Annotated in this window: 12 protein-coding genes; 2 read left to right on the forward strand and 10 right to left on the reverse strand. The window is 66.5% G+C overall.

Features of this window, described 5'->3' with window-relative positions; translation table 11 throughout:
* Positions 1-303: 303 nt before the first annotated feature.
* From nadC to ACFOOR_RS10780, 5 genes are all read right to left on the reverse strand, one after another.
* A complete protein-coding gene (nadC, locus tag ACFOOR_RS10760; RefSeq protein WP_343164371.1) occupies positions 304-1,152 on the reverse strand; it encodes a carboxylating nicotinate-nucleotide diphosphorylase in 849 nt (282 codons plus the stop codon).
* On the reverse strand, positions 1,149-2,672 hold the full coding sequence (locus tag ACFOOR_RS10765) for an L-aspartate oxidase (protein WP_343164372.1): 1,524 nt from the start codon (positions 2,670-2,672) through the stop codon (positions 1,149-1,151). Before ACFOOR_RS10765 ends, nadC begins: the two co-directional genes overlap by 4 nt.
* A gap of 11 nt (positions 2,673-2,683) precedes the next feature.
* Complete coding sequence (nadA, locus tag ACFOOR_RS10770) at positions 2,684-3,826, reverse strand: quinolinate synthase NadA (RefSeq protein ID WP_343164373.1); 1,143 nt, start codon at positions 3,824-3,826, stop codon at positions 2,684-2,686.
* 151 nt (positions 3,827-3,977) lie between these two features.
* Positions 3,978-4,943: an NUDIX hydrolase gene (locus tag ACFOOR_RS10775; RefSeq protein ID WP_343164374.1), complete on the reverse strand. Its 966-nt coding sequence runs from the start codon at positions 4,941-4,943 to the stop codon at positions 3,978-3,980.
* Positions 4,940-5,581 (reverse strand): HD family hydrolase, encoded by a 642-nt coding sequence (locus tag ACFOOR_RS10780; protein WP_343164375.1) that lies wholly within the window; start codon positions 5,579-5,581, stop codon positions 4,940-4,942. The genes ACFOOR_RS10775 and ACFOOR_RS10780 overlap by 4 nt, the downstream gene beginning before the upstream one ends.
* 98 nt (positions 5,582-5,679) lie before the next feature.
* On the opposite strand from ACFOOR_RS10780, the gene ACFOOR_RS10785 reads away from it, so the two are divergent.
* Together ACFOOR_RS10785 and ACFOOR_RS10790 are read left to right on the forward strand one after the other, a co-directional pair.
* Positions 5,680-6,519, forward strand: a complete 840-nt coding sequence (locus tag ACFOOR_RS10785; RefSeq protein WP_343164376.1) for a universal stress protein — start codon at positions 5,680-5,682, stop codon at positions 6,517-6,519.
* Between the two features lie 26 nt (positions 6,520-6,545).
* Entirely contained in the window at positions 6,546-6,920 is a 375-nt protein-coding gene (locus ACFOOR_RS10790) for a hypothetical protein (protein ID WP_236956874.1), read from the forward strand.
* Here the strand turns inward: ACFOOR_RS10790 and ACFOOR_RS10795 are convergent.
* The 5 genes from ACFOOR_RS10795 to ACFOOR_RS10815 form a co-directional block, all read right to left on the reverse strand.
* The gene (locus tag ACFOOR_RS10795) at positions 6,917-7,963 is read right to left on the reverse strand and encodes a TolB family protein (RefSeq protein ID WP_343164377.1); all 1,047 of its coding nucleotides are present in this window, start codon (positions 7,961-7,963) and stop codon (positions 6,917-6,919) included. The genes ACFOOR_RS10790 and ACFOOR_RS10795 overlap by 4 nt on opposite strands.
* Positions 7,964-7,980: 17 nt before the next feature.
* Entirely contained in the window at positions 7,981-9,096 is a 1,116-nt protein-coding gene (locus ACFOOR_RS10800) for a beta-ketoacyl-ACP synthase III (RefSeq protein WP_343164378.1), read from the reverse strand.
* The gene (locus ACFOOR_RS10805) at positions 9,093-10,214 is read right to left on the reverse strand and encodes a beta-ketoacyl-ACP synthase III (protein WP_343164379.1); all 1,122 of its coding nucleotides are present in this window, start codon (positions 10,212-10,214) and stop codon (positions 9,093-9,095) included. The genes ACFOOR_RS10800 and ACFOOR_RS10805 overlap by 4 nt, the downstream gene beginning before the upstream one ends.
* Positions 10,215-10,307: 93 nt before the next feature.
* The gene (locus tag ACFOOR_RS10810; RefSeq protein WP_343164380.1) at positions 10,308-10,514 is read right to left on the reverse strand and encodes a hypothetical protein; all 207 of its coding nucleotides are present in this window, start codon (positions 10,512-10,514) and stop codon (positions 10,308-10,310) included.
* A 4-nt stretch (positions 10,515-10,518) separates the two neighbouring features.
* Entirely contained in the window at positions 10,519-11,097 is a 579-nt protein-coding gene (locus ACFOOR_RS10815) for a DNA-3-methyladenine glycosylase I (protein ID WP_343164381.1), read from the reverse strand.
* Between the last annotated feature and the right edge of the window lie 305 nt (positions 11,098-11,402).

Genomic DNA, 11,402 nt, shown 5'->3' on the forward strand with positions numbered 1-11,402 from the left:
TTTCCGAGGGGTTCGAGGCCTGCTGACGCGGCTCAGGACAAGCGGGTGCTTTGGAATGAGACGAAAAATGGGGTCCCCATGAAAATGGGGACCTGACGCTCGCACCCGGTTTCGGATTCCCGCTTCCGCGGGAACCCCAGGCCTTGAATTGAAAATTTTGACGCTCCCCGGTTTCGCGAAGCGAAGACCGGGGCCCAGATTGCAGCCCGCATGGATCCCGGACCGGCAGCGCCGTCCGGGAAACGTCAGTAATGACCTGAAACGCTCGCGTCCCTTTCCTTCGAGGGGAGGGAAAGGGCCCTGTCAAACCGCGTCCAGCCCCAGATCGAAATTGGGGGCGGAGTGGGTGAGGGCGCCGACCGAGATGATGTCGACGCCGGTCTCGGCGATGGCGCGGACGGTCGTCAGATCGACGCCGCCGGAGGCTTCCAGCACCAGCTTGCCCTTCGCCTTCGAGACCGCGGCGCGCATGTCGTCGAGCGAGAAATTGTCGAGCAGGACCACGTCGGCGCCGGCCTCGATCGCTTCGGCCAGCTGGTCCAGCCGGTCGATCTCGGTCGAGATGCGGACCATGTGGCCGGCATGGGCGCGGGCCGCACGGACCGCCGCGCCTACGCCGCCGGCTGCGGCGACGTGATTGTCCTTGATCAGGATGGCGTCGGCGAGGTTGAAGCGGTGCGCCGCGCCGCCGCCCGCGCGGACGGCCTGGACTTCGAAGGCGCGCAGGCCCGGCGTGGTCTTGCGGGTGTGGACGATGCGCGCGCCCGTGCCTTCGACGGCCTTCACGTATTGCGCGGTCAGCGTCGCGATGCCGCTCATCCGGCCGAGGAAGTTCAGCGCCGTGCGTTCGGCGGTCAGGATGGGCTGCACCCGGCCGTCGATGGACAGTATGACCGCGCCTGTCTCGAGGTCTGCGCCGTCGGTCAGGCGGATATCGATTTCGAGATCGGGGCCGCAATGCCAGAAGGCTTCGAGCGCCGGTTCGAGACCGCACAGGACGCCGGCCTTGCGCGACCGCAATTCGTAGCGGCCTTCGGTCTCTTCGCTCAGGGTGGCGAGCGATGTGATGTCGCCGGCGCCGCCGAGATCCTCGGCCAGGGCGCGGCGCACCGCGTCTTCCACGATATGGCGGGGCAGGGGCGGGATCATCATGCGGGGCGGGCCTCGGTCGTGTTGGCGGGCGTAGCGATGTCTTCCAGTGCGAGGCGCGTGTGGCGGGCGCTCTCGGCCTTCGCCGGGTAATCGAGCCGCCAGTGCGATCCCCGGCTTTCCTGCCGCCGGAGCGCGCCCGCGACCACGAAGCGCGCCGCCAGCAGGGGGTCGGCCTCGCCATAGCGCGCGGCCAGCCCGTCCAGAATGCCGAGGAGGCGTTCAAGGCCCGCGCCTGTGCGTTCCACGCCGCATTCCGCACCCATCGCCTGTCTGAGGCGCGTCAGCGCCAGAAGCGGCAGAACGGGCGCCGCCTCGGCCCGCAGAGCGATGCGGTCGGGGCCGGGGCGCATGCGGATGGCGTGTGCGGCGCGCGCGCCGAAGACGAGGCCTTCGGCCAGCGAATTGGAGGCGAGGCGGTTCGCGCCGTGCAGGCCGTTCGCCGCGCATTCCCCCACGGCCCACAGGCCGGGGAGGCTGGTTTCGCCGTCCATGCCGGTGAAGACACCGCCCATGTGATAGTGCGCCGCCGGAGCGACCGGGATGGGCGTGGTCCGCGGATCAAGTCCGGCGTCCATGCAGGCGGCGAAGACGGTCGGGAAGCGGTCCGGGAAGGCCTGCCCGATCGCCTCGCGGGCATCCAGGAAAGCCTTGCGGCCCGTCTGCCGGGCGCGGTGGACGGTACGGGCGACGATGTCGCGCGGCGCGAGGTCCAGCGCGTCATGCACGCCGTCCATCAGGGCTTTGCCGTCGCGGTCGATCAGGACGGCACCCGCGCCGCGCAGCGCCTCGGTGGCAAGGGGGGCGGGGTCACGGCCCAGATCCATCGCCGTCGGGTGGAACTGGACGAATTCGGGGTCGGCGATTTCCGCGCCGATGCGGGCGGCCATGGCGATGGCCTGACCGAGCGCGCCGGCCGGGCTGGTCGACACCTGCCACAGACCGCCCGCGCCGCCCATGGCGAGCACGGTGTCGTTTGCCTCAACGGTTTCGGTCTGGCCGTCCGGGCCTTGCAAGAGCGCACCGGCACAGCCGCCATCGCGCGACGGCAGCAGTGCCACGGCGCGCCAGCTCTCGCGGATCGTGATGTGGTCCGCCGCGCGCACCGCGCGTACCAGCACGTCCAGGATCGCCGCGCCGGCGCGATCGCCGCTGACATGGGCGATGCGGGGGCGGGAATGGGCGGCTTCCAGGCCCTGGGTGAGGCGTCCCTGGGCGTCCGTATCAAACGGCACACCCAGCGCCCGCAGCGCCGCGACTTCCTCCGCGATGCCGGAGGCCAGCAGGCCCGCCGCCCGGACACAGGTCAGGCCGTCACCGGCGCTGAGCGTGTCCTTCACGTGCAGGGCCGGGCTGTCGTCCTGCGCTAGCGCCGCGGCGATGCCGCCCTGCGCCCAGCCGGTTGCCGCGCCGAATCCGAGCGGCGCGCCGGTGACGAGCGTGACCGGGCGCGGCGCCAGCTTCAGCGCGGTCCAGAGACCGGCAATCCCGGCACCGAGGATGAGAACGGGGCGGTCTGCCACCTTCGTTGCTCCTAAACCGTCACGAGTTCGATCGGGCCGGCCTCGCGGGCCGGATCGAAGCGGGCGGGTTTGTCAGGCTTCGGCAGGTCGAGCATGCGCTGCACCGACTGGCGGGCGCGTTCGGCGATGTTGGGATCGACCTCGACGGCGTAACGCTCGTATTTCAGCGCCTCGTAGATATTGCGCAGATTGATCCGCTTCATGTGCGGGCAGAGATTGCAGGGCCGGACGAATTTCGTTGCCGGGGCCTCGACGGCGACATTGTCGCTCATCGAGCACTCGGTGAGGAGGACGGCGGTCGCCGGCTTTTCGCGCTTCACATAGTCGGCCATTGCCGCGGTCGAGCCGGCGAAGTCGGCCGCCTTGACCACGGCGGAGGGGCTTTCCGGGTGGGTCAGGATGATGACACCGGGATGGGCTTCGCGCAGCGCCGCGACATCTTCGGCGGTGAAGCGTTCATGCACTTCGCAGGCGCCCTTCCAGGACAGAATGCGGACGCTGGTATTGGCCGCGACATTGCGCGCCAGATACTCGTCCGGGATCATGATGACGGTGTCGGAGCCCCACTCCTTCGCCGCCCATTCCACGACCTGGACTGCGTTCGAGGAGGTGCAACAGACATCGGCCTCTGCCTTCACATCGGCGGACGTGTTCACATAGGTGACGACCGGAATGCCGGGGTATTTCGCCTTGATCAGCGCCACATCGCGGCCGGTGATCGAGGCGGCGAGCGAGCAGCCCGCTCGCATGTCGGGGATCACCACGGTCTTTTCCGGGGCGAGGATTTTCGCCGTCTCGGCCATGAAATGCACCCCGGCCTGGACGATGATGTCGGCGTCGGTCTTCGCCGCCATCTGGGCGAGGGCGAGGCTGTCGCCCATCAGATCGCCGACGCCGTGGAAGATTTCCGGCGTCATGTAGTTGTGGGCGAGGATGACGGCATTCTTCTGCCGCTTCAGGTCGTTGATGGCGTGGATCAGCGGCGCGTGGGCGGGCCATTCCTCGGGCAGGATCACGTCCTTCACGCGCTCATAGATCGCGTCGGTCGCGCGCTTCACCTCGTCCGTATAGGGCAGGTCTTCATTGTCATTGAAGGCGGTCGCCGGGGCGTCAAAGCCGTAGCCGCCACCATTGCCGGTCAGAATACGTTCCATCTCTTCGCCTCCTTATGCTCATATTGAGCATTTATAGGGCCCGATGACAGGCGGCTGTGTCGTACAGCCGCCTTTTGCTCTTTCAGAGCCTAAGTAGGATTGGAACCCGTCCGGGTCAATGCGCTTTCGTCGCTGCAACGCAACAAAAGTGTCACCCCTGATTGAGCCTCGGCGTTGCCAGACCCGAGGCCGGGCCTTCGCGCAGGGCTTCGCGGCGGAAGCGGAAGAGTTCCGCAGGTCGTCCGCCGGTCGCCGCCTCCATCCGTCCCGTGCCCTCCACGAAGCCGGAGCGGTCGAGCGCGCGGCGGAAATTCTGCTTGTGCAGCGGATAGCCGACAATGGCCTCGGTGACGCGCTGGAGGTGGGAGAGGGTGAAGCGCTCCGGCATGATCTCGAACACGACGGGGCGGTATTTCACCTTGGCGCGCAACCGGCTGATGGCGGTCGCCAGGATGCGCCGGTGGTCGGAGGCCATTGCCTCGCCCATGCCGGCCGGCACGGCTTCTCGGTCGCCGCGGTCGCGGCGCGCTTCGGTCACCAGGCCGACCTCGTAGAGCAGCTCGTAACGGTCGAGGACGCGTTCCTCATTCCAGGTCATACCGTCGAGGCCGAAGGCGATGCGGAGGCGGTCGCGCCGCGCTTCGCGCTTGCCGGGTGAGCCGGCCTCATCGGCCCAGCGGCGCAGGGCGGGGGCGATGACGGCCGCGATGACGGCCGGCTCACCGCCGCGCCAGTCTTCCCACGGGAAGAAGCGGTACCAGTCGCGCCAGACGCCGCCGCCTTCGGGCGGGTTGGAGGTGTCGGGCGTCAGGGCGAGATAGCCGATGGAAATGACGCGCGCGCCGCCGGTGCCGGTCAGTTCCGCCAGCGGGGATTCGCGGCCCATATCGCCGAAAGTGTAGAGCTGTTCGACATAGCCGAGCTGAAACTGGGCCTGTTCGCTGACCCATTCCCGGAGGCCGATCTCGAACGTTCGGTGGGTCTTCGGATCGAACGGGCCGAAGGGCAGGGCAGGCGCGCCCTCACCGCTGGGGACGACCAGAAGCTGGGGCGCGTCCTCGTCCACCGCCACGATGACGGCGTTGAGGCCAACGATCAGCGCCCCGGACCCGATCATGCGCGTTTCCGGCGTGGCCGGGATTCGGCCTCGACGTTGGCGAGCAGCGTTTCGAACCGGTCGACGAAGCGTTTCTGCGCCTCTTTCGGCGGGGCGGGGTCGATCGTGATGTCGAGCCCGGCGGGCGGCTTGCCGAAGAAGGCATTGGATTCGGCCTCGGAGAAGCCCGCGATCTGGGTCGCCTCGAACCAGGCGCAGATATGGTCCGCGCGTTTGATCTTGCGCTTCACCTCAACCGGCGTCTTCGCGGGCAGGCCGAAGCGGGCATGGACGGCGTGTTCCAGCTTTTCCTCGAACAGCTTGTAGTCGATGCCCAGCGCCGCCTTGAACGGGCTGATCATGTCGCCGATCACATATTCCGAGCTGTCGTGCAGCAGGGCGGCGAGACGCCATTTCGCCTCGAGATCGGGGTAAAGGAAGCCGGTGATATGCTCGACCTCCAGGCTGTGCTCCGCCACGGAAAAGGCATGGTCGCCGCGCGTCTGGCCGTTCCAGCGCGCCACACGGGCAAGGCCGTGGGCGATGTCGTCGATCTCGATGTCGAAGGGAGAGGGATTGAGCAGATCCAGCCTGCGTCCCGACAGCATCCTTTGCCAGGCTCGCGGCGTTTTGTCGGATGTCGGTCGCGTTCTCGGCATGTCAGTCTTATCCTGTAGCTCGACTCGGCTGGCGGGCGGCCTTTCCTAAGACCCGTGCCGCGAAGATCAAGCGCGCTGCCAACAGAAGGATCAGTCCCATGGCCCGCGAACGCATCATGGTCACATTACAGGGCGACGAAAAGGACCGCGCCACGGTCGAGGCCGCGGCGCGTCTGGCGCGCGGCATCGGCGCGACGCTGGACGGGCTGTTCGTCGAGCCGGACGCCTCGGCCTATCTCATGTGGACCGGCCCCGGCGTTGCCGCCGCGACGGTCATGGCGGGCGCGGTCGATTCGATCCGCGAGGAAAGCGACCGCTGCGCGGAAATCGCGAAGCAGACCTTTTCCGGCGTGCTCGCCGGTTTCGACAGCCTGGCCGCAGACGGACGGTTTTACCGCGTCTCCGGCACCGTGTCCGAGGTGGCGGTCGAAGCGCGGCTGGCCCGCTATGTCGTGACCGATCCCCAATCGATGGCCGGAAACGGCCCGCTGGCCGACTTCGTGACGGCGGTGCTGATCGACGAACAGGTGCCGGTCATTGCGGCGCGCGCCGGCATGATGCCGCCGGAAACCATCCACATCGCCTGGGACGGATCGAAGGAGGCGGCCCGCGCCGCGGCTGCGTCCGCGCCACTGATCGCCAACGCCAAACGTGTCATGGTGCTGCAGTCGGACAAGGGGATCGACTATTCCGACCGCCGCAGCGCCCCGCCGGAACGCCTGATCGACTGGCTGTCCGATCTCGGATGCCGCGCCGGGACGATCGAGATCGACGATGCCGGTGATGTCGGCGAGGCGATTCTCGATTCCTCGAAAGGCGCCGATCTCATCGTCGCCGGGGCCTATGGCCATTCGCGGCTGCGCGAATTCGTTTTCGGGGGCGTCACTCGGTCGCTCTTTCAGGCCGTTGACGGACCGTCGCTTCTCGCGGCTCACTGAACCAACAGAAAAACAGGAGACTCCTCATGGGCCTCATGCGTGTCACACTTCGACTGGGCCGAAATCCCGACGCCGGCTTTCCCGATGGCGACGACCATCAGGGTTATGTGATCGTCGCGCCGCTCGACAAGGACGGGCGTCTCGATCTCGGCCTGTGGCGGGAAAACAAGGAGACGTGCACCGTGCTGCGCTTCGATCCCGATCCGGACGAGCGCGCGGACGGTTGGCTCAGCCATCGCGGAAACAACTGGTATTTCCGCTATGACGAGGAAGACGAAGGTCCCGACGAGCCGGTCTACAAGCTCGGCGATCACACGCTGAAGCTCGGCGAATACCTCACCATCCACGAAGCCGATGGCGACGATCTGACCTACAAGATCACCGAGGTGACGGCGGTCTAGAAGCTCCGGTCGTCAGCCACGACGGCCAGCGTGGTGCCGTCGTCGCTGACCGCCATGCGGGTCACGTTGGTGATCATCGCGCCGCGGAAATCGGCGACCGGGGTCCACTCCGTTTCGGCGGTCCGCGCGTAGAACGTGCCGTCATCGCTGGAGAGGTAGACGAGCGTGCCGTCGCCCATGCGGTGCGCGGCGAAGTCCTGTCCCATGCCCGGCAGGGTGAACAGCATTTCGGTCTCGCCCGACGCGAAATCATAGCGGTTGAGCGCCCAGCCTTCCTCTTCGTTGCCGGTCGTGAACAGCGCCGCCGCACCGCCCGGTTCGCTATAGAGCGCGCGGCCGATGCCGCTCGCGGCGACGGTGGTTTCACCCGTCGCGACATCGGCGATCTGCAGCGTGAAGGTCTCGCCCAGAACGAAGAGGGCAACCTGCGAGCGGTCCGCGTTGAAGGCGTAATAGCCGATCGTCGTCAGATCGAGGACGGGCTGCGGGTCCGACCCGTTGGCATTGGCGTGGACCAGGTGCTGGGTGGTGCCGTCGGCCAGTTGCCGCACGAAATAGATCCCGGACGTGACGCCGTAATTGCGCGGCGAATACTCGCCGGACTCCGAGGTCGAGGTGATCTGCTGGCTCTCGCCGGTGGCGGCGAGATGGATGCGCACATCCGTCAAACCGTCTTCGGATTCCGAAGCGTAGAAGAAGTCATGCCCGTTCGGCAGGAAGGCCGGCTGATTGTCATAGCCGGGGTGGCGGGTGGCATTGCGGATGTTGGTGACCGCCGGCACGGCGCCGGTCCACGCCAGGTCGGCGAGGAAGATGTCCGTCGTCGGCAGCATCGCCTCGGCCGCGTCATCGGTTTCGGCGGCTTCGTCCGCACCCTCGCCTTCGACCGGCGTCATATCCGGCAGCTGGGTCGCGACCTCACCGGCCACATCGCCGGCGGCGCTGGTGATCTCCTCGTCGACCGGGACCTGGTTCTCCGGCGAACACGCCAAGAGGAGGGCGGCACCCGCCACCGAAATCATCAGGGTGAGTGTCCGTTTCATCGCGTGTCTCCGGGAGGTCAGCGTTTCTGGATCACGGCCGCGCCGCAGCCATAGCCTGCACCGAATGCGCACATCAGTCCACGTTCGCCCGGCTTCATGTCGTTGCTGTTGAGGTCGAACGTCATCAGCACGCTGGACGAGGAGGTGTTGCCGTACTCGTCGAGAATGATCGGCGCGGCATCGGCATCGGGCTCGCGCTCGAGGACGCGCTTGGCGACCATCTGGACGATGCGGATATTGGCCTGGTGCAGCCACGCGCGGCGCACATCGGCGGGCTTCAGGCCGAGATCGGCAATCAGCGCCGAGCCGACACCGGAGGCCATCGGGATCACGTCGCGGAAGACGCGGTGACCGTCCTGGTCGACGAAGGGTTCGAAATTGTCGCCGTCCTCGAACTCGGTGTGATTGAGGAAGCCGAAGTCCGATCGCAGCGCGTTGGAATACGCATTCTCCAGCCGCGTACCGAGCACTTCCCAGCCGCCGGCTTCGCGGTCGCCGCGCTCAAGCAGCACGGCGGCGGAGGCGTCGCCGAAGATGAAATGCACTTCGCGGCGGCGGTAGTGGTTGATCGCGCTCATGATTTCCGGGCAGCAGATCAGGATCGCGTCGGCCGATCCGCAGCGGATCATGTCGCGCGCCAGCTGCATGCCGTAGATCGCCGACGCGCAGGCCATCGTCATGTCGAACGAGAAACCGGTAATGCCCAGCGCCGACTGGATCTCGGTCGCGACGGCCGGGAAATTCCGCTGCTGCGCCGAGGAGGCGACGATCACGCCATCGACGTCGGCGGCGGTGCGGTTTGCCTTCGCAAGTGCCTGCCTGGCAGACAGAAGGGCGAATTCGGCCTGGACCGACATCTCCTCCTTGGGACGGTGCGGCAGGCGGGGGCGCATCCGGTCCAGATCCATCAGGCCCGGCTTGTCGATGACGTGCCGGTTCCTGATGCCGGAGGCCGACACGATGAAGTCCTCGCTCGACAGCGGCTTGGGTTCCGCTTCGCCGCGCGCGATCGCGTCGGCATTTTCCGCATTCCAGCCCTCGGCCCAGGTGTTGAACACCGTCACGAGTTCGGCGTTTGAAATGCTCTCTTCGGGGGCGTGCCAGCCCACCGAACGGATGACGCAGTCCCTCACGCGGCAACCCTTTCGACAAAGATCGATCCCACCGAGTATCCGGCCCCGAAGGAACAGATCAATCCCTTCTCTCCGGTTTCGAAATCGTCATTGTGCCTGTGGAAGCAGACAACCGAGCCCGCCCCGGCCGTATTGGCGAATTCGTCGAGAATGGTCGGCGCTTCGGCGTCCGCGTATTCGCGGCCGAAGACTTTCTGCGCGATCACCCGGTTCATGTTGGAATTGGCCTGGTGAAGCCACAGGCGCTTCATGTCGTCGGGGGTCAGCCCGCAATCGCCCATGTGCTGCAGGATCATCTCCGCCACCATGGGGCAGACTTCCTTGAACACGCGGCGTCCATTCTGGACGAAGAGCATCTCGTCCTCGTCGCGCGCCGGTTCCTCGCAACGATTGAGGAAGCCCTGGTTGGAACGGATGTTGTTGGAATACTGGGTCTTCAGCCGGGTGGAGAGGATTTTCCAGCCCGGATTGCCCCAGTCGGCCCGCTCCAGGATCACGGCCACGGCGACATCGCCGAAGATGAAATGGCTGTCGCGGTCGGTGTAGTTCAGCTGCGGCGTGGTGATTTCCGGCGTGACGACCACAATGCGGTTGGCCTGGCCGCAGCGGATCGCATTGACCGCCTGCTGCAGGGCGAAGGTGGCCGAGGAACACGCCACGCTCATGTCGAAGCCGAAGCCGGTGGCGCCGATCGCATCCTGGATCTCGATCGCGACGCAGGGATAGGTGCGCTGCATCGAGGTGGCCGAACAGATCACGCCGTCGACATCGCCGCCATCCAGTCCGACGCGGTTCAGCGCGTCCTTCACGGCGACCACGCCGGCCTCCGCCATCAGACAGAGCGCGTCGTCAGGGCGCGGCTCGACCTTCGGTCTCAGGCGACTCGTGTCGAGAATCCCGTCCGGATCGATCGCGTAGCGCGATCTGATTCCCGAGGCCTTCTCGATGAATTCGACGGAGGAGGGTTGTTTCGCCTCGCGCTCGCCGCGCTCGATTTCGCCCGCATGCTCCGCGTTCCAGCGCGCCGCATAGGCGTTGTAGCTCTCCACGAGCTGCGCATTGGAAATGGAGTGGGGCGGGGTCCACAGCCCGGTGGACCGGATGATCACGTCGCTCATGAAGACAGCGCCTCGCGCAACAATGTGAAGACTTCGTTGCAGCGCGTTATGGCGCGGACCGGGGCGTTTGTCAGTGCCGGGTTGTAGCGAACGCTAATTCGGGTCGGCGATGCGACGCTCGCCGCGGCCTTCTTCGTCCTCGCAGACCCAGTCGCCGGGACCGGCGGGATCATGCGAATTGGCCATGCGGCATTCGTCGCGCGACATGCGGCGCGCCTCGCCCGGCTCGGCGGGCTCGAAATCGAGCGTCGAGCAAGCGGTCAGGGCAAAGGGAAGGGCGAGCAGGAGAAGGCGTTTCATCGAACTACCTCGCAAGGGCGCGAACCGGGTCGTGGCGCGGACAGGTGACGAGGTGATCGTTCACCAGTCCTGTCGCTTGCATGAAAGCATAAACGATGACCGGACCGCAAAACCGGATTCCGCGCTTCTTCAGATCCTTCGACACGCGCTCACTGAGCGGCGTCGAGGCCGGCATGTCGCGCATGGTCGTGAACCGGTTCTGAATGGGGCTGCCGCCGACGAAATCCCAAAGATAGCCGGCGAAGTCCTCGCCGCGATCGCGCATGTCGAGATAGACGCGCGCATTGCCGATCGCGGCTTCGATTTTCAGACGGGAGCGGATGATGCCGGGATTGACCAGCAGGCGTTCGATGTCGGCCTCGCCGTAGCGCGCGATCACCTCCGGATCGAAGCCGTCGAAGGCTTCGCGCATCGTTTCGCGCTTCCTGAGGATGGTGATCCAGGCCAGCCCGGCCTGGAAGCCGTCGAGGATCAACTTCTCCCACAGGGCGCGGGCATCGTATTCCGGCACGCCCCATTCGGTGTCGTGATAGGCGGCGTAGAGCGGGTCGTCATCGGGCGCCCAGGGGCAGCGGGTCAGCATGGCCGGATTCTCCTCCGCTCCGGTCTAGCGCGCGGCGGTGAGCGTGGCGACCCGAAGTTTGCTGCACACCCTCGTGCTTCGAGGCTGCCCGCCCTTCGAGACGCCGCTGCGCGGCTCCTCAGGACAGGCAGCACCTCAGCATGAGGGTGGTTTTGGGGTCCCCATGAAAATGGGGACCTGAGGCTAGCGCCTGGTTTCGGATTCCCGCTTTCGCGGGAACCCCGGGTATCAATTTCCCCTCATCCTTGTATGTGCGGATTGCGGCATGATGGTTTCCGCTGCCGGAGGTTTTTGAGGACCTGCGG

The organism is Hyphobacterium vulgare (genome assembly GCF_042643335.1).
In the GTDB taxonomy this organism is placed as follows: Bacteria; Pseudomonadota; Alphaproteobacteria; order Caulobacterales; family Maricaulaceae; genus Hyphobacterium; species Hyphobacterium vulgare.

Bases quoted from the DNA above. Each gene is read 5' to 3' on its own strand.
- ACFOOR_RS10780 (WP_343164375.1), bottom strand. From the start codon at position 5,581: ATGCCGAGAACGCGACCGACATCCGACAAAACGCCGCGAGCCTGGCAA.
- ACFOOR_RS10805 (WP_343164379.1), bottom strand. From the start codon at position 10,214: ATGAGCGACGTGATCATCCGGTCCACCGGGCTGTGGACCCCGCCCCAC.
- nadA (WP_343164373.1), bottom strand. From the start codon at position 3,826: ATGGAACGTATTCTGACCGGCAATGGTGGCGGCTACGGCTTTGACGCC.
- ACFOOR_RS10815 (WP_343164381.1), bottom strand. From the start codon at position 11,097: ATGCTGACCCGCTGCCCCTGGGCGCCCGATGACGACCCGCTCTACGCC.
- ACFOOR_RS10810 (WP_343164380.1), bottom strand. From the start codon at position 10,514: ATGAAACGCCTTCTCCTGCTCGCCCTTCCCTTTGCCCTGACCGCTTGC.
- nadC (WP_343164371.1), bottom strand. From the start codon at position 1,152: ATGATGATCCCGCCCCTGCCCCGCCATATCGTGGAAGACGCGGTGCGC.
- ACFOOR_RS10795 (WP_343164377.1), bottom strand. From the start codon at position 7,963: ATGAAACGGACACTCACCCTGATGATTTCGGTGGCGGGTGCCGCCCTC.
- ACFOOR_RS10785 (WP_343164376.1), top strand. From the start codon at position 5,680: ATGGCCCGCGAACGCATCATGGTCACATTACAGGGCGACGAAAAGGAC.
- ACFOOR_RS10775 (WP_343164374.1), bottom strand. From the start codon at position 4,943: ATGATCGGGTCCGGGGCGCTGATCGTTGGCCTCAACGCCGTCATCGTG.
- ACFOOR_RS10790 (WP_236956874.1), top strand. From the start codon at position 6,546: ATGGGCCTCATGCGTGTCACACTTCGACTGGGCCGAAATCCCGACGCC.